Source organism: Rhizobium sp. WYCCWR 11152, assembly GCF_013087615.1.
Taxonomy (GTDB): domain Bacteria; phylum Pseudomonadota; class Alphaproteobacteria; order Rhizobiales; family Rhizobiaceae; genus Rhizobium; species Rhizobium indicum.
Genome location: NZ_JABFCP010000020.1, coordinates 302,756 through 320,352, shown reverse-complemented (window position 1 = coordinate 320,352; position 17,597 = coordinate 302,756). Strand labels below are relative to the sequence as shown.

15 protein-coding genes and 1 riboswitch are annotated in these 17,597 nt (G+C 62.1%); of the genes, 11 read left to right on the top strand and 4 right to left on the bottom strand.

Going from position 1 to position 17,597, the window contains the following annotated elements; all coding sequences use genetic code 11:
* Positions 1 to 209 precede the first annotated feature (209 nt).
* On the top strand, positions 210 to 1,073 hold the full coding sequence (locus G9X67_RS28970) for an RNA polymerase factor sigma-32 (protein ID WP_012759432.1): 864 nt from the start codon (positions 210 to 212) through the stop codon (positions 1,071 to 1,073).
* Between the two features lie 113 nt (positions 1,074 to 1,186).
* Here the strand turns inward: G9X67_RS28970 and G9X67_RS28965 are convergent, their stop codons facing one another.
* Together G9X67_RS28965 and G9X67_RS28960 are read right to left on the bottom strand one after the other, a co-directional pair.
* Entirely contained in the window at positions 1,187 to 2,731 is a 1,545-nt protein-coding gene (locus G9X67_RS28965; protein ID WP_129422071.1) for a M48 family metalloprotease, read from the bottom strand.
* 391 nt (positions 2,732 to 3,122) lie between these two features.
* A complete protein-coding gene (locus G9X67_RS28960; protein ID WP_171600251.1) occupies positions 3,123 to 4,661 on the bottom strand; it encodes an MDR family MFS transporter in 1,539 nt (512 codons plus the stop codon).
* A gap of 116 nt (positions 4,662 to 4,777) precedes the next feature.
* Here G9X67_RS28960 and G9X67_RS28955 point away from each other — a divergent pair, with 116 nt between their 5' ends.
* The 4 genes from G9X67_RS28955 to G9X67_RS28940 all read left to right on the top strand — a co-directional run bounded on the left by G9X67_RS28955 (position 4,778) and on the right by G9X67_RS28940 (position 8,590).
* Entirely contained in the window at positions 4,778 to 5,305 is a 528-nt protein-coding gene (locus G9X67_RS28955) for a MarR family winged helix-turn-helix transcriptional regulator (protein WP_171600250.1), read from the top strand.
* A 57-nt stretch (positions 5,306 to 5,362) separates the two neighbouring features.
* The gene (locus G9X67_RS28950) at positions 5,363 to 6,019 is read left to right on the top strand and encodes a thiamine diphosphokinase (RefSeq protein ID WP_171600249.1); all 657 of its coding nucleotides are present in this window, start codon (positions 5,363 to 5,365) and stop codon (positions 6,017 to 6,019) included.
* A 3-nt stretch (positions 6,020 to 6,022) separates the two neighbouring features.
* Positions 6,023 to 7,840, top strand: coding sequence for an ABC-F family ATP-binding cassette domain-containing protein (locus G9X67_RS28945; RefSeq protein ID WP_171600248.1), 1,818 nt, complete (start codon positions 6,023 to 6,025; stop codon positions 7,838 to 7,840).
* A 120-nt stretch (positions 7,841 to 7,960) separates the two neighbouring features.
* On the top strand, positions 7,961 to 8,590 hold the full coding sequence (locus G9X67_RS28940) for a DUF5666 domain-containing protein (RefSeq protein WP_171600247.1): 630 nt from the start codon (positions 7,961 to 7,963) through the stop codon (positions 8,588 to 8,590).
* A gap of 71 nt (positions 8,591 to 8,661) precedes the next feature.
* Here G9X67_RS28940 and G9X67_RS28935 read toward each other — a convergent pair whose 3' ends face one another.
* On the bottom strand, positions 8,662 to 10,551 hold the full coding sequence (locus G9X67_RS28935) for an ABC transporter ATP-binding protein/permease (protein ID WP_171600246.1): 1,890 nt from the start codon (positions 10,549 to 10,551) through the stop codon (positions 8,662 to 8,664).
* Between the two features lie 114 nt (positions 10,552 to 10,665).
* Positions 10,666 to 10,743: riboswitch (SAM riboswitch) on the top strand.
* 48 nt (positions 10,744 to 10,791) lie between these two features.
* Here G9X67_RS28935 and metA point away from each other — a divergent pair.
* The 6 genes from metA (at position 10,792) to G9X67_RS28905 (ending at position 16,797) form a co-directional block, all read left to right on the top strand.
* A complete protein-coding gene (metA, locus tag G9X67_RS28930; protein ID WP_027668526.1) occupies positions 10,792 to 11,715 on the top strand; it encodes a homoserine O-succinyltransferase in 924 nt (307 codons plus the stop codon).
* 226 nt (positions 11,716 to 11,941) lie between these two features.
* Positions 11,942 to 12,964 (top strand): aldose epimerase family protein, encoded by a 1,023-nt coding sequence (locus tag G9X67_RS28925; protein ID WP_171600245.1) that lies wholly within the window; start codon positions 11,942 to 11,944, stop codon positions 12,962 to 12,964.
* Between the two features lie 134 nt (positions 12,965 to 13,098).
* The gene (locus G9X67_RS28920) at positions 13,099 to 13,872 is read left to right on the top strand and encodes a GntR family transcriptional regulator (RefSeq protein ID WP_003543751.1); all 774 of its coding nucleotides are present in this window, start codon (positions 13,099 to 13,101) and stop codon (positions 13,870 to 13,872) included.
* Complete coding sequence (locus G9X67_RS28915) at positions 13,869 to 14,900, top strand: SIS domain-containing protein (RefSeq protein WP_017989786.1); 1,032 nt, start codon at positions 13,869 to 13,871, stop codon at positions 14,898 to 14,900. The genes G9X67_RS28920 and G9X67_RS28915 overlap by 4 nt, the downstream gene beginning before the upstream one ends.
* On the top strand, positions 14,900 to 16,051 hold the full coding sequence (nagA, locus tag G9X67_RS28910; RefSeq protein ID WP_171600244.1) for an N-acetylglucosamine-6-phosphate deacetylase: 1,152 nt from the start codon (positions 14,900 to 14,902) through the stop codon (positions 16,049 to 16,051). Before G9X67_RS28915 ends, nagA begins: the two co-directional genes overlap by 1 nt.
* Before the next feature lie 17 nt (positions 16,052 to 16,068).
* Positions 16,069 to 16,797, top strand: a complete 729-nt coding sequence (locus G9X67_RS28905) for an SIS domain-containing protein (RefSeq protein ID WP_130822695.1) — start codon at positions 16,069 to 16,071, stop codon at positions 16,795 to 16,797.
* A gap of 225 nt (positions 16,798 to 17,022) precedes the next feature.
* Here the strand turns inward: G9X67_RS28905 and efp are convergent, their stop codons facing one another.
* On the bottom strand, positions 17,023 to 17,592 hold the full coding sequence (efp, locus tag G9X67_RS28900; protein WP_012759420.1) for an elongation factor P: 570 nt from the start codon (positions 17,590 to 17,592) through the stop codon (positions 17,023 to 17,025).
* Positions 17,593 to 17,597: the final 5 nt, after the last annotated feature.

Here is a 17,597-nt window from a genome sequence, read left to right as displayed (position 1 = left end):
TTTCTATATTGCCCATCCGGCAAAGTGAAGAAACAGGTCCAGCCCGGCCGTCTTACCGGCACATGATGAGAAATAGGGCCTCCCCCTGAAAAGTCCAGGGGCGAGGCTTTTATGCATTCAGAACCCCATTCAATCCGGACAGCGATGTTCCGGAAGATGAGTTTTATTGTTCATTTCAGGGCGAGAGAGGCCTGTTTCGGGAGATCGAAATGAAGAACATGTCTGCAGATCGGCGCATGATCAAAATCGCGATGGCCGCGCCTTATCTCGCCCGCCAGGAAGAGCACGATCTCGCCACCCGTTGGAAGGATCATGACGACCGCGGCGCGCGCAACCAGATCGCCATGGCTCATATGCGCCTCGTCATATCGATGGCCGGCAAGTTCCGCAATTTCGGCCTGCCGATGAGCGATCTGGTGCAGGAGGGCTATGTCGGTTTGCTCGAGGCCGCCGCCCGCTTCGAGCCGGAACGCGACGTCCGCTTTTCCACCTATGCAAGCTGGTGGATCAGGGCGTCGATCCAGGATTATATCCTGCGCAACTGGTCGATCGTGCGCGGCGGCACGAGTTCGGCGCAAAAAGCGCTGTTCTTCAATCTGCGCCGTCTGCGCGCCAAGCTCGCCAAGGGCGACACCCAACTGACGCTGCAATCCATTCACCAGGAAATCGCCGCGGCCCTCGGCGTCAGCCTCTCCGATGTGCAGACGATGGATGCCAGGCTTTCCGGCAACGACGCTTCGCTGCAGGCGCCTTCGGTCTCCGGCGATGCCGAGAGCGCGGAGAAGATGGACTTCCTCGTCAGCGACGATCCCCTGCCGGACGAGCAGGTGTCCAACATGATCGACGGCGAACGCCGCCGCGTCTGGCTCGCCTCGGCGCTGAAACATCTCAACGAACGCGAGATGAAGATCATCAGCGCCCGACGACTGGCGGAAGATGGTGCCACGCTCGAAGAGCTGGGTGCCGATCTCGGCATTTCCAAGGAGCGCGTGCGTCAGATCGAAAGCCGGGCGATGGAGAAGCTTCGCAGCGCGCTCGTCAGCGCCGATCCGCATATGGCGGCCTACGCCTGAACCGAAAGCGCGTCGCGCTTTAGGTCATTGTCGCAAAACCGCCGCACAGTTTTGCGCCAGATGTTTTATCCCCTCCAGCAGCACAGACTGGCCCGGCGCAAGCCGGGCCTCTTTTATTCGGCGATGATCTTGACGCGATCGCCTGTTGCAACGGCTGCACCCGTGGGCAGGGCGTTGATGAGCTTGAAGAGATCGAGCTTGCGGTCTGTGCCCATCATGCGGGCGGCCAGTGTCGAGATGTTCTCGCCCGGCCGGACGGTGACGACGCGGATGCGCAGCGGCTTCAGCGAGGCGGCCTCTGCCGGCGTCATGCGGCGGAAACTCGCGCGCAGGACATTCGCCGTTGGCTCAAGGGCGCCGCTGCCTTTCGGCACGGCGGTCAGGAACCGGAAGATCTGCGAATTGTTGCGGATCACGGTCACATCGAAATCCCAGCGGTCGGCGCTGGCGCGCGCGGTGGCTGCTTCCATGCCATTGATGGTGATCGGCTGGATGGTCGACGGGTCGAGCCCGGTCACCCAGCCGCTGGAGATGTAGTTGGTGAGGCTCTGGTTCTGATTGTCGGCGACGCCGTCGAAGCGGACGGCAATGTCGTTCGGGCCGGTGGCCATCACCGCTTCGACCTTGTTGTCGATGTGGAAATCCGGCGGCACGTCGAAGCGGATGCCGAGACCGCCATGCAGGAAGGTCTGGCCGCGCACATAGCCTTCTTCCGGGCTGTCGCCGTAGAGCAGTCCGTCTATGCCGTCGAGATAATAATTGCGACCCTTGTCGCCGACCGAGCCTTCCTGGCCGAAGGCGCGGGCGTGGGTGCGGGCAAGTTCTATGCGCTGGGCCGAATTCGGATGGCTCGACAGGAAGTCAAGGCTCTGGTCGGCTTCGGGATCAACCGACATGAAGCGACTGTAAGCGGCCATCGAATCGAGGAACCTGGCGGCGGCATAGGGGTCGTAGCCGGCTTCGCCGAGCATGCGCACGCCGATGACATCGGCCTGAAGCTCCTGCTGGCGGGAGAAAGCGGCGAGCCGCAGCTTGCCGCGGGCAAGCGCCTGTTTGCCGGCGATGTCGCTGGAGAGGACCTCGGCGACGACGCGGCTGGCGATGACCTCAGCCTCTTCGCGCTTCTGCCGCTCGATGCCGTGGTTCGCGGTCACATGGCCCATTTCGTGCGACAGCACGGCGGCGACTTCCGAGGCGTCGTTGGCAAGGGCGAGCAGGCCGCGGGTAACATAGAGATAACCGCCCGGCAGCGCGAAGGCGTTGATCGCCGGCGAATTCAGGATGGTGATGCGGTAGGACTGGCTCGGATTTTCCGACACCGCCGTCAGCGCGCCGGCGATGCGGGCGACGAGGCGCTCGGTTTTGGCGTCCTTGTATTCGCCGCCGTAGCTCGCCACGATGCGCGGATGCTCACGAGCACCCATCGCCGCGCGCGGATCGTTCTTCTGCACCTCGTCGACGATCTGCGGATTGGATGAAGGCGAAACACTGGGCTGATAGGATTGGTCGATCAGCGATTGACAGCCATTCAGCGCCATTGCGAGGGCCGAAAGCAGCATCATGCGACGCGCGAAGCGCCGCGGCGCGGAGATGGCATCACTGGAAAGCGCGGGCGATTTCCACGTCGTCAAGCTGTCCAGTCTGATTCTCCGCATCATGTCGCTGTTTTGCCGGTTTGCCGCAGATTCAGACCGACCGTGGCAAGGGGAACTCAACAGGTGCGCACCCCTGATCTCGCGCTGCACAATCGGCCGATACAAGTCGTTGCTGTAGCTGATTTACGCATCGGTTGCATAGCGAGACTCTGTTTAAATGTGGCGCCGTTGCATTTTAGCAAGCCTCAGGCATTAAGGCTTCCTTTCGCTCGGATGAAATTATGGCGAAAGTTCCGTCACAAAGCCGAGATTCGACGGCGGCGCGGAAAAAGAACGGCCCGATTGAAGCAACCGGCTCGATAGCGACAGTCCTCCGAGAAAATTGCAACCCTTGATACAGGCATCGAGAGGGAACGCCTCCTGATGAAGCATTCTCTCGCAGGTAACGATTCGACTATTCGGCGGCTTCCGCCGTCGCCGGTTGCGGCTTCGTCGCCTCGCCGGCGCGGGGCAGTTGTACGGGTTTCAGCATGATGGCGGCGGCAAGGCCGATCAGCGCAATGGCGCAGGAAGTCATGAAGAGCGGCGAGAAAGCGGCGGCATAGGTATCGGCGACGGCCTGGCGGCTCGCTTCGGGAAGGGCGGCCATCATTTTCGGCGTCAGCTGCTTGATATCGGCGACGCCGGGAATGGAGACGCCGACCTTGCCGAGCTCAGAGGCGATGATGGCGCCATAGATGGAAATGGCGATCGAGGCGCCGCCCATGCGCGACAACGTCACCGAGCCGGTGGCGGCCCCGACGTCGCGGGCGGGTGCTGCATTCTGTACGCCGATGACGGGAACCTGCTGGGCAAGACCGATGCCGATGCCGTGCAGCATCATGACCGCGCCGATGAAGGCGATCGGCGTTCCGGCGTGAATCTGCGACATCAGCGCAAAGGCGATGGCGCTGCAGGTGAGGCTTGCGATGGCGAAGGGCTTGTAGCGCCCCGTCTTCGAGATGATGCGGCCTGCGGAAAGCGACCCGCAGACGAGGCCGCCGGTCAGAAGGATGAAGAGCAGGCCGGCGGCCGACGGCGAAAGGCCGGTCGTGGTCTGCAGGAAGAGGGCGAGATAATTGACCATGCCGATGGCGATGGCGCCGCCCATGATCGAGATCACCAGGAGCAGGCTGAAGGTCGAATTGCGAAACAGCTGCAGGGGAACGATCGGTTCGGGCGCGCGGCGCTCGACGAACACCCAGGTGACGGCGCAGACGATGCCGAAGACAACGATGCCGATACTCTCCGGCGAAATCAATGCACCGAACAGTTCGCTGCTGTCGGTCGCAAGCACGATGCTTGTCGTCGTCATGGCAAGCAGGAGCGCACCGGCATAATCGATCTTGGGGCGACGATGCGGTTTGCGGTACGGCAGCATGAAGGCAAGGCCGGTGAGCACGATGAAGCCGATCGGCACGTTGACGAGGAAGATCGAGCGCCAGCCGAAGAGATCGCTCATCGTACCGCCGAGCACCGGGCCGATCGCGCCCGATGCCATCAGCACGAGGCTGGAATAGCTTTGGTAGCGCGCCCGCTCGCGCGGCTCGAACAGGTCGGCGTTGACGGCGAAGATCGATACCATGATGCCGCCGCCGCCAAGGCCCTGCAGCACACGGGCGGCGATCAGCGTGTCCATCGAGACCGCAAGGCCGCAGACTGTAGATCCGACGGTGAAGATCATGATCGCCGTCATCATCACGTATTTGCGGCCGAACAGATCGCCGAGCTTGCCGTAGACCGGCATGACGGCGCTGAGCGACAGGAGATAGGCCGAGCCGATCCAGCCGAAGCGCTCGAGATGGCCGAATTCGCCAACGATCGTCGGCAGCGCCGTGGAGACGATCTGATTATCGAGCGTCGCCATGAACATGGCGGTCATCAGAAAGAAGAAGAGGATAAGCCGGCGACGAGGATCCGTCACGAGCGGCGCAGGCGCGAGTTGCATGTCCATGGGAGGCATCGTTCCGGGTTGACGTGCTTTTATGTGCAAACAGCATATAGTTGTCAATGGCACATTAATGACATCGGCATATTCAATTTTTGAATCGGCTCTGTTATGGTCCTGTGATGAGCGACGTCCTGACCAAGACCCCTTCTGTGGAGCCGGCCGAGCCGGATCGTGAAAACGTGCCGCGTATCGGCCGGAGCATGGCGCGCATGCGGCTGATGACCGGGCGGCGGCTGATCGGCCGGCTGGCGATCCAAAGTGCTGCACCAGGCCTCGAGCTTTCGCATCTCGACGTGCTCGATGCCGTGCGCAGGGCGCAGCCTGCCGGCGAGGTCACGGTCGGCATGATCGCGGAGATGCTGCGCATCGATCCGTCACGGGCAAGCCGGGTGGTGGCCGACATGGTCGGGCGCAACGTGCTGCGCCGCGAGGCCTCGCAGGCCGATGCGCGGCGGATCGTCGTCGTCATGACCGAGGTCGGCCAGGAACTGCTTGCCGAGATCGTCGCGCAGAAGCTTGCGATCATTTCCGAAATCGTTTCCGACTGGCCGCAGGAAGATGTCGAGCGCTTCGCAGCGCTTTTCGAGCGCTTCATCGGCGGCTACGAGGCGGTTTTCCTGTCGCGCGACAAGGATACACCGGGCTGAGGCAGACGCCGTCGTTCGCCGGCCCTTCCCCTCGACCCCTCGTTTGCGCTAAGGGCAATGCCCATGAGCCAATCCACCTTCACCATTCTCCTCGGCGGCGAACTCAGCCTGACGGATCGCCTGCGCGATGCCATCGAAGACAGCCGCTTCATTGCGGCCGATGGCGGCATGCGGCATGCGGCAGCACTCGGTATTACGCCGGAGCTCTGGGTCGGCGATTTCGATTCGACGCCTGATGATCTCGCGGATGCATTTCCCGATGTGCCGAAACAGCCCTATCCGGCTGCGAAGGCGGCGACGGACGGTGAAATCGCCGTGGCGGAGGCAATCGCGCGGGGCGCGCGGCGGCTGATCCTCGCCGGTGCGCTCGGCGGTGAACGTTCCGACCACGCGCTTCAGCATCTGCTGTCGGCCGTCAGCCTGGCGGAAGAGGGTTTCGAGCTGCTGCTGACCTCGGGCAAGGAAGAGGCAGCGCCGCTGGTTGCCGGTACGATCGAACTGGACCTTCCCAAGGGCAGCCTGTTTTCCGTACCCGGATTCAGCGAGCTGAGAGGGCTTTCCATCGAAAATGCGCGTTATCCGCTCACGGATTTCCACCTGCCTTTCGGCTCGTCGCGCACCATTTCCAATGTTGCGGAAGGCAAGGTTCGCTTTTCGCTCCGCAGCGGCCGGGCAATCGTGCTCGCCCGGCCCTATGATCTTTCCGGAGTCTGATTTTTGGCCCCTCCCATTCTGAAACTCGACGATATCTTCCTGAGCTTTGGCGGTGCACCGCTTCTGGCGGGTGCTGGCCTGCAGATCGAGCCCGGTGACAAAATCTGTCTCGTCGGGCGCAACGGCTCGGGAAAATCGACGCTGCTGAAGATTGCCGCCGGCCTGGTCGAGGCGCAGTCCGGCGAGGTCTTCCGCCATCCTTCCTCGACGGTGCGTTATCTCGAACAGGCGCCGGATTTTGCCGGCTTCAACACGGTGCAGGCCTATGCCGAGGCCGGCCTCGGGCCAGGCGATGACCCCTATCGTGTCACCTATCTGCTGTCGCATCTCGGGCTGAGCGGCGATGAAGACCCCAGAATGCTGTCCGGTGGCGAATCGCGGCGCGCAGCCCTTGCCCGCGTTATGGCACCCGAGCCGGACATTCTTCTGCTCGACGAACCGACCAACCATCTCGACCTGCCGACCATCGAATGGCTGGAAGGCGAGCTGCAGAAGACACGCAGCGCCTTGGTGCTGATTTCGCATGACCGGCGTTTCCTCGAAAAGGTCTCGACGGCAACCGTCTGGCTCGACCGCGGCACCTCGCGGCGACTCGACAGAGGCTTTGCGCATTTCGAAGCCTGGCGCGACCAGGTGCTGGAGGCCGAGGAGCTGGAGCAGCACAAGCTCGGCAAGTCGATCGAGCGTGAGGAGCACTGGCTGCGCTACGGCGTCACGGCGCGGCGCAAGCGTAACATGCGCCGTCTCGGCGAGCTGCAGACGATGCGCTCGAACTATCGCGGCCACAAGGGGCCGCAGGGCACGGTGCAGGCGACGGTTTCGGACGCGCAGGAATCCGGCAAGCTGGTGATCGAGGCCGACAAGATCACCAAGAGCTTCGGCGAGCGGGTAATCGTCACGCCGTTTTCGATCCGCGTGCATCGCGGCGACTGCATTGGTCTCGTCGGACCGAACGGCGCCGGCAAGACGACGCTGCTGAAGATGCTGACCGGGCAGCTTTCGCCCGATAGCGGCATCGTCAAGCTCGGCACCAATCTGGAGATTGCGACGCTCGACCAGAAACGCGAGGATCTCGACCCCGAGGATACGCTTGCCAACTATCTGACGGATGGGCGCGGCGAAAACCTGCTCGTCAACGGCGAGCAGCGCCATGTCACCGGCTATATGAAGGAATTTCTGTTCCAGCCGGAACAGGCGCGTACGCCGATCAGAAACCTCTCCGGCGGCGAACGCGCCCGGCTGATGCTGGCGCGCATCCTTTCGCGCCCGACGAACCTCTTGATCCTCGACGAGCCGACCAACGATCTCGATATCGAAACGCTCGATCTCCTGCAGGAGATTGTCGCCGGTTTTCCCGGCACCGTCATTCTCGTCAGCCACGACCGCGATTTCCTCGACCGCACCGTGACCTCGACGATCGCACCCGCCGTGCCGGATGCGCCTGATGGTCGCTGGATCGAATATGCCGGCGGCTACTCGGACATGCTTGTACAGCGCAAGGGCGCGCTCGAGGAGCGCAAGAGAGCCGAGAAGGCGGCGGAGAAGCCGAAGACGCAGCAAGCAACAGCGTCAGGCAGCTCGAAGGTCAAGCTCTCCTTCAAGCAGAAATTTGCACTGGAAAACCTGCCGAAGGAAATGGCGAAGACCGAAGCCGAAATCGCCAAGCGCGAACAGCTGATGGCAGATCCCAATCTTTTCACGCGCGATCCCGCAGCCTTCAACCGGCTTGCCGGGGAGATGGAAAAACTGCGCGCCGGCCTGACTGACATGGAAGAGGAGTGGCTGGAGCTCGAAATGCTGCGGGAAGAGCTGGAAGGCTGAGATTTTCTCGAGGCTGAAGGCTCACTTTTCCTTGATTCGTCAGTGTGTCGTCCTGCGGCATAAGGTGCCGTCCGGCAGCCGGGGATATTGCCGATCGCAATGGCGACAAGGAAAAGTCATATGTCTCGCAAGCCTCATTCCCGTTTTCTCACAGCACTTACTGCCGGCAGCCTCGTTGCGCTTGCCCTGTCGCAAGCCGCACAGGCGCAGGATGCCCAGCGCATTCGTGTTCGCGGCGCAATCGAAAGCCTCAGCGGCGATACGCTCGTCGTCAAGACGCGCGAGGGCAGTGATGCGACGGTCGCGCTAAAAGCCGGCTGGAAGGTCGGCGGCATCAGACAAGCCTCGGTCGAGGATATCAAACCCGGCGATTTCGTCGGCGTCGCTTCGCTTCCGAAGGGCACGGGCCCGGATGGGGCGATCGAGGTGCTGATCTTTCCGGCGTCGATGAAGGGAACCGGTGAGGGCAACCGTCCCTGGGATGCGCAGCCGAACAGCCAGATGACCAACGCGACTGTCAGCAACGCCGTCAAATCCGTCGACGGCCACACGATCACGCTGACCTATCAGGGCAAGGAAAAGACCATCTCGATTGCCGATGGCACGCCGATCGTGACGTTGGCGCCTGCGACCAAGGATGATCTGAAGCCCGGCGCCGGCGTCGTCGTCACCGGCGAGAAGGCGGCGGATGGCAGCATCTCGGCCAGCCAGATCGCCGTCGGTCTCAACGGCGTCATACCGCCGATGTGACCAGCGGCTCAAATCCTTGTCTTATGCGTGCCGTCATCCCAAAACCGCTCCACACTTTTGGGCGGCATGCATTAAAGCGCCGGCGCGGGCACGGCGGCAGCGCCCGCACTGGCGCTGGCGCCGGTCTGGACGGCAGGCGGCTCCTCGGATGCTGAAGGCAGCGCCTGCAGATGCAGCACGCGCGGCCTCAGCGCCTCGAGATAGGCCTCGGAGCGGCCGATATAGATCATGCCGCTTTCGGGCATCGAGGTGAGCAGTTTGGCCATCGTTTCCTGTAATTCCGGCTCCATGCCTTCCAGCACTTCGTCGAAGATGATCCAGCGCGGGCGCACGAGAAGCAGCCGGGCAAATCCGATCGCTTTCTGCTGGTCGCCGTCGAGCATCTTGTCCCAGCGGGCGCGGGTATCGAGCCTTGCGATCAGCGAATGGAGACCAACCTTGTCGAGGGCCGCCTCGACGGCGGCTTTCTCGTAGGCTTCGGGACGTTCGGGAAAGGCCAGCGCCTCGCGCAGCGTGCCGCCGGGAACATAGGCAACCTGCGGAACGAAGAGCATGTCGTCGATTGGCGGCAGGCCTATCGTGCCGCTGCCGCACGGCCAGAGGCCGGCCATCGCCTGGAAGAGCAGCTTGCGATTGACGCTGTGATCGCCGTTGATCATGATCTTTTCGCCGGCCTTGATCACGACATCGGTTTCACGCAGGCGAAAACCGCCGCATTCCTCGATGTCTTCGCCGACCTTGGCGACGATCACCACATCCTTCAACGTCAGCGTGTCGGGCGCGGCGTTTTCATAGGCGATGCTGTCCTTGAGGTCGAAGTCCTCTTCCATCTCGACCAGCGCCTGGCGGAAATCGGTGACGCGCATCAGCGTGGCGCGCCATTCGGCGATCGGGCCGAAATTGGAGACATACCAGCGCAGCGCCGTGTTGACCTGGTTGAAGGCACCGACCGACATCATCAGCTGGCCGAGGGTGAGGCCGCCAGAGAAATAGGCGGGGGCGGCAACGATGATCGGGATGACGATCACCAGCCAGCCATAGCCGGCCGAAACCCAGGTGAGATTGGTATTGGCCATGGCAAGCCGCTTGACGACTGTCAGGACCGAGCTGATGTCGGTGTTGATGCGCCGGCGTTCGTTCTCCTCGCCGCGGGCAACAGTAATTGCCGGCATGTTCTCATTGGCATGCATCAGCGTGAAGCGAAGCTCGGCCTCTTTCGAAAAACGGTCGGCATTGAGCTTCACCAGCTTCCGACCGACGACCTGGCTCAGCACCGAGGCGGAAGCGGCATAGAAAATCGCCGCCCAGACCATGTAGCCTGGAATGGAGAAGCTATGGCCGCTGATGCGGAAGATGAAGCCGCTGGAAAGTTCCCAGAGCACGCCGATGAAGCTCACCAGAAGAATGGTCGACTGCAGCAGGCCGAGAACCAATCCCGTCGTGCTTTCGGCGAGGTTGCGGGAATCTTCGTGCAGGCGCTGGTCCGGATTGACGCCGATCAGGCCGCTGGAGGCAAGCCGCAGCGCCCGCTTGCGCTTCAGCCACTGGTCAACCAGATCGCGGGACAAGCCTTCGCGCATATAGAGCGCCGTCATCTGATTCAGCCAGGCCTGCAGCACGTTGAGCAGCAGCAGTGTGCCGGCGATCATCGCGAAGATTTCGAGTTGGTGGAAGAATTCGCCGAGGTCGCGGCGCTCCAGCGAGTCGTAGAAGGGCGCATTCCACTCGTTCAAAATGACCTGGCCGTAGGACGTCGCCAGGATAACGAGGATCAGCACGGTCGCCAGAAACAGCACCTTGCCACGCACTTCCGAATTCCAGAATGCTGAGAACATGACGCCGAGGCGATATGTCAGGCTTAAATCATACCCTACCCTATCCTGCCTCCGGATGCCCGGCCTCCCCTCGATTTTATCTGCCATTACGCTTTTCCAAATCGCCCATACCCTTATAAATAACATGGTGGCGTTACCGGTCTATCAACAGATTCTATCAGTCATTAAAGTGTGATGATGCTTGCATGAGTCTCTCCTGCATGTATTCGCCAGTTGATTCGCAATCCGACTGGGTCTAATTAAGGCCTCCGTGGTGATTTGGCCGGCCGGCTTGCAGCCACGTTAAAAAAGTCGCTAAAGGGCCGCGTGCGGACCGGTAGCGATTTTTGTCGCCGCCGGTTTTTTGTTTTTGATCGAGTGACCGCAATGCCCATCAAGATCCCCGATACGCTGCCCGCCTTCGAAACCCTGGTTCAGGAGGGTGTGCGGGTGATGACCGAGACGTTGGCGATCCGTCAGGATATCCGACCGTTGCAGATCGGGCTGCTCAACCTCATGCCGAACAAGATCAAGACCGAACTGCAGATGGCCCGTCTCGTCGGCGCCTCGCCGCTGCAGGTGGAGCTGTCGCTTATCCGTATCGGCGGCCACAAGGCGAAGAATACGTCCGAGGACCATCTGCTTGCCTTCTACCAGACCTGGGAAGAAGTAAAGCACCGCAAGTTCGACGGCTTCATCATCACCGGGGCGCCGATCGAGCTTTTGCCCTATGAGGATGTCACCTATTGGCCGGAGATGCAGGAGATTCTTGACTGGACGGAAACGAACGTCCATTCGACGATGAACGTCTGCTGGGGCGCGATGGCGGCAGTCTATCATTTTCACGGCGTTCCGAAATACGAGCTGAAAGAGAAGGCCTTCGGCGTCTACCGCCACCGGAACCTGAAGCCTTCCTCGATCTATCTCAACGGCTTTTCCGACAATTTCGAAGTGCCGGTGTCGCGCTGGACCGAAGTGCGCCGCGCCGATATCGAGAAATCCGAAAGCCTGGAGATCCTGATGGAGTCCAGCGAAATGGGCGTCTGCCTCGTGCATGAGAAGAGGGGCCGGCGGCTCTACATGTTCAACCACGTCGAATATGATTCCACGTCGCTTTCCGACGAGTATTTCCGCGACGTCAATGCCGGCGTGCCGATCAAGATGCCGCACAATTACTTCCCGCATAACGATCCGGCGCTTGCGCCGCAGAACCGCTGGCGCAGCCATGCGCATCTTTTGTTCGGCAACTGGATCAACGAAATCTACCAGACGACGCCCTTTGATGTGGAAGAGATCGGCAGCGATCTCTGACCGTTGCCGATCACGCCTGGAGCCGATGCCGCCGCACCACTGCTGTGGCTTTTCTTTCTGATCCGCCGGTTGCGGATCGAAGCAAATCCGGGCAGGTTCCTGTCCTGAAGCCTACCACACCGCGCGTCTTCGTCGGACGTGCAATGCACACTTTCAATCGCTGCACATTCCTCAAATCGATTCCGAATTGAGGAATTTTCAGCAGGGACAGAATGGACGGTCGATCATGTCGGATAAGTTGGAGCGGGACGTTTTCGGGCAGACGCAGGCGGGCGAGACCGTCTATCGCGTCGTGATCAAGGGCGGCGGGCTGACGGCCAAGATCATCAGCTGGGGCGCGGTCATCCAGGATCTGCGTCTCGAGGGACATGATGCGCCGCTGCAGCTCGGCTTCGACGATTTCGACAGCTACCTCCTCTATTCGTCCTACTTCGGCGCGACGCCCGGCCGCTGCGCCAACCGCGTCGGCGGCGGCAGGTTCACGCTTGACGACAAAGACTATCAGCTCGAACTGAATGAAAACGGCGTGACGCATCTGCATGGCGGCAGCGACAATATCGCCAAACGCAATTGGACGATCGTCGAGCATGACGTCGACCGCGTGGTGCTGAAGATCGTCGATCCCGATGGCCGCGCTGGCTATCCCGGCAATTGCACCATCCAGGCGACTTTCCGGGTGCATGGCAATGGTGAACTGTCGATCACCTATGAATCGACCAGCGACCAGCCGACGCTCGCCAATGTCTGCCAGCACGCCTATTTCAATCTCGACGGTCGCGAAGACGCGCTTGGCCACGACATCATGATTGCCGCCGATCACTATCTGCCGACCGATGAGAAGCAGGTGCCGACCGGTGAGATCCGTCCCGTCGAGGGCACGGAATTCGATTTCCGCGAGATGGCGCCGATGAAGCGTTTCGTCGGCAGCCAACAAGCGTTTTACGACCATAATTTCTGCCTGTCGGGCGAGCGTACCGCCAAGCGGAGCGTCGCGCTTGCCCGCAGCCTCTATTCCGGTGTGTCGCTGGAAGTGCGCAGCACGGAGCCAGGCGTGCAGTTCTATGCCGGCTTCAAGCTCGATGTCGCGGCGCCCGGCATCGGCGGGCGCAAATACGGCCCATTCGCCGGCTTCTGCCTGGAGACACAGGTCTGGCCGGATGCCATCAATCACCAAGGTTTTCCGAATGCGGTCCTGCGCCCCGGCGAAGTGCTGCGCCAGGAGACGGATTATATCTTCACCAAGAACTGAGCGCCCCGCGGACGCACGACTGTCAAATTTGATCGCTATGAAACCCTTGCCGGTCCGCCGCCGGCGAGGGTTTTTTCTTTCTGCGCTCGATTCTGTCTTGCCGATTGGTTCTATATAGGTTCTATTGTGTGCCCATGGATAGAACCAGTCTGATAGCGGAACTGAACAGCCGCGGCCTGCGTGACGAGGCGCTGACCGGACCGCTCTACAAGCGGCTGGCGCAGACGCTGACCGGCCTCATTCAGGAAGGGCTGCTGAAGCCCGGCACCGCACTCCCGGGTGAGCGCGACCTTGCCGAGGCTCTGAAGCTCGGCCGTGTCACCGTGCGCACCGCCTATCGCGATCTGATGGCATCCGGCGCACTGGAATCGCGCCATGGAAGCGGTACTTTCGTATCGAGCAGGGTGGAACGCATGGAACAGTCGCTGTGGCGGCTTTCCTCCTTCTCCGCCGACATGCGCTCGCGCGGGCGTCTGCCGGCCGCACGGATATTGTCGCGGGCGGTCAACACGCCGTCGCCGGAGGAATCCTTCCTGCTCGGCCTCGGCGGCGACGAGCCGGTGCTGAGACTCGACCGCTTGCGCCTTGCCGACGGCCTGCCGCTGGCGATCGAACGCGCCGTGGTGCCGATCAAGTTCCTGGGGCACGATGCCGGCGGCGAGGGATCGCTCTACGATGCGCTGACGGCCAGTGGCCATAGGCCCGTGCGCGCGCTGCAGCGGTTGACGGCGGTCACGCTTGATCCGTCCTCCGCCGCGATTCTGAACGTCAAATCAGGCGCGCCGGCGCTTCTGATCGAACGTGTCTCGCGCCTGGAAGACCAACGCGTCGTCGAATACACCCGCTCGCATTATCGCGGCGATGCCTATGATTTCGTTGCCGAATTGAGAATCGGAGATGACCTATGAATGACAACCAGTCACTGATGCTGCAGGAAGCCGGCCAATCGCCAGAGGTGGTCGCCACGCTGCTCGAAAAGGAAAAACCGGTCTTTGCCGAGATCGCCCGGCTGTTTTCGTCCGCCCGCCCGAGCGTGGTGACGACGGCGGCGCGCGGCTCCTCGGACCACGCCGCCACCTTTTTCAAATATCTGTTCGAGATCACCTGTGGCGTTCCGGTCGCCTCGGTCGGCCCGTCGATCGCTTCGGTCTATGGTGCGGCGCTGCATCTGAAGGGCGGTGTCCATTTCACCGTCTCGCAGTCGGGTGCCAGCCCCGACATCGTCGCGCTGCAGGATGCAGCGAAGAAGGGCGGAGCAACGACGATCGCCGTCGTCAACGTCACCGATAGCCCACTTGCGAAGCAGGCCGACATCGTTCTCGGTCTCAATGCCGGCGCGGAAAAGAGTGTCGCGGCGACAAAATCCTTCATCGCCTCGGTCGCCGCCCTTTCCGGGGTGACGGCTGCGATCGGCGGTGCGTCCGATTTGCAGGCGGCGCTCGGCAAGCTGCCGGAGGCGCTGTCGGCGACCGCCGGGATCGACACGGCGGCAGCCGAGGAGGTGCTCTTCAACGCGACCTCGCTTTATACGGCCGGCCGCGGCCCAGCCTTCGCGATCGCGCTCGAAGCTGCGCTGAAGGCCAAGGAAACCTCCGGCCTGCATGCCGAAGCCTTTTCGCTGGCGGAACTGATGCATGGCCCGATGCGCCTGGTGCAGCCGGGCTTCCCGATCGTCGCCTTTGCGCCTGACGACGCGGCCTTCGCCAACAATGTGCAGGCGCTGGAACGCCTGCAGAAACTCGGCGCCACCACCGTCGGCTTCTCGACGCAGCCGCTTTCCGGCGTCCATCTGCGCGTACCGACGACGGGCAACGGCCTTGTCGATCCGCTGGTGTCGCTGCTTGTCTACTACCGGCTGATCGAGTCGGTGACGCGCCGCAAGGGCTTCGATCCCGACAAGCCGGCAAACCTGCTCAAGGTGACGGAGACGGTCTGATGGCCCGCAAGATCTTCCTCGGCGCCCGCATTTTCGACGGCGAGCGCTTCCACGACGACAAAGCCCTCATCGTTGCCGGCGGCCGCGTCGAAGCGATCGTCGCAAGAAATGATCTGCCGGACGGCGAGGTGGTGACGCTTGCCGGTGGTGTTTTGTCGGCCGGCTTCATCGATGCGCAGGTCAATGGCGGCGCCGGGCGGATGCTGAACGACCAGCCTTCCGTTGCCTCGATGGACATCATCGCCGGCGGGCACCGTCCCTATGGCACTACGTCGCTGCTGCCGACGCTGATCACCGACACATCAGAGGCCTCCATTGCCGCCATCGAGGCCGCCAAGGAGGCAGTGAAAATGAACCGCGGCGTCGCCGGCTTGCATCTCGAAGGCCCGCATCTGGCGCCTGCGAGGAAGGGCGCGCATCTGGCCGAACTGATGCGGCCGGTGGAGGACCGCGATGTCAAAGCCTTCATCCGGGCGCGCGAGGCGATCGGCACGCTGCTGGTCACCATGGCCGCCGAGCAGGTGACGGTTGCCCAGGTGCGCGAGCTTGCGGAAGCCGGCGTCACCGTCAGCATCGGCCATTCCGATTGTTCGAGCGAGGCGGCGGAAGAACGTTTCGATGCCGGCGCGCGGGGCGTCACGCATCTCTTCAACGCCATGAGCCAGTTGGGACACCGGGCGCCCGGTCTCGTCGGCGCGGCGATCGATCATCCTTCGACCTGGTGCGGCATCATCGCCGACGGCCATCATGTCGATCCGAAGGCCCTGCGCACGGCGCTGCGCGCCAAACGCGGCGAAGGCAAGCTGTTCTTCGTCACCGACGCGATGTCGCTCGTCGGGTCGGAAAAGGACTCGTTCACGCTGAACGGGCGCACCGTCCGGCGCGAAAGGGGCGGCTTCTGCTCGAAGCTGGTGCTGTCCGACGGCACGCTGGCCGGTTCCGACGTCGACATGATCTCGACGATCCGTTACGGCGTCACCTATCTCGACCTGACGCTCGCCGAGGCCTTGCGCATGGCGACCCTTTATCCCGCGCGGTTTCTCAGGCTTGCCGATCGCGGCCATCTTTCGCCGGGCGCGCGTGCCGATCTCGTGCATCTCACCGATGCGCTTGCCGTCACCGCCATCTGGCTCGGCGGCGAAGTAGCCTGAAATCAAGGATAAGCCGGATGACTGACATTACCGATGCCTACTTCTCCAATCTGATCGGCCGGCTGGAAGAACTCAAGCAGACGCTTGCCCAGCCGATGGCGCAGGCAGCAGCGGTCATCCTCGATGCTGCCCATGGCGACAAGCGCGTCTATGTCTTCGGCACCGGCCATTCGCATATGCTGGCGGAAGAGGTGCACTATCGTGCCGGCGGGCTCGCCTTCACCGTGCCGGTACTCGTCGGCTCGGCCATGCTGCACGAGGGCGCGGTCATCAGTTCGGTCTATGAGCGCACGCAGGGCCTGGTGCGGCCGATGCTGGAGCGTTACGGCATGCAGCCGGGCGATGTCATCATCATCGCCTCCAATTCGGGTGTGAACGCCGCGCCGATCGAGGCCGCCGACTATGCGCGCGAAATCGGCGCAAAGGTGATTGCCATCACTTCGATCGCCTACTCCTCAGCGATCGCCAATGGCCGCCGGCGGCTTGCCGACGTGGCCGATGTGGTGCTCGACAACGGGCTGCCACCGGGTGACGCCGTTGTCGATCTCGAAGGCACGGGGCTTCGGGTTGGGCCAGTCTCGACGGCGGTCGGGGTGACCGTCATCAATGCGATCTTCGCCGAAGTCGCCTCGGAGCTTTCCAAATCCGGCGATGCGCCAATTTATCTCAGCGCCAACATGCCGGGTGCTGCCGAGATCAACCAGAAGCTCGTCAAGAAATACCGGCCGCGCAACCCGCATCTCTAAAGCATGTCGCGCAAAAGTGTGCCGCGGTTTTGCGATAACGACATGCGTAAAAACAAAGACCTAAAGCGCGATGAGCGAATCTGAAAGATCGCGACGCGCTTTAGAGCTTGATGCCGAAAAGTGTGAGCGGCTTTCGGACGGCATCACGCTCTACTTATTAATTGAGACGGCGGATACAAAAAAAGGCCGGCGTGAGCCGGCCTCTTCGATAGGCTGAAACCAGGATCAGTCCTTGGCGCGTTCGACGTAGGAATTGTCTTCCGTGGCGATGACGACGCGGGTGCCGGCATTGATGTGCGGCGGCACCATGGCGCGCACGCCGTTCGACAAAATCGCCGGCTTGTAGGAGGACGATGCCGTCTGTCCCTTGACGACCGGTTCCGTCTCCATGATTTCGAGCGTGACGTGGCGCGGCAGTTGGAGCGCCAGCGCAATACCTTCATGCATCGAGAGGATGCAGGACATGCCTTCCTGCAGATAAGCCTTGTCGTCACCCATCGTGGCGACATCGACGACGACCTGGTCGTAGCTCGCCGGGTTCATGAAGTGGAAGCCTTCGCCGTCTTCATAGAGAAACTGGAAGGAGACGTCTTCGACGAAGGCGCGCTCGACCTGTTCGGTGGTGCGCCAGCGCTCGGAAACCTTCACGCCGTCGACGATGCGGCGCATGTCGACCTGGGTGACCGGCGTGCCTTTGCCCGGATGAAAGTTCTGGGCGGTGAGAACGACGTAGAGCTTGCCGTCGACATCGAGAACGTTGCCCTTGCGGACCGAAGAGGCGATGACCTTGACCATAAGAC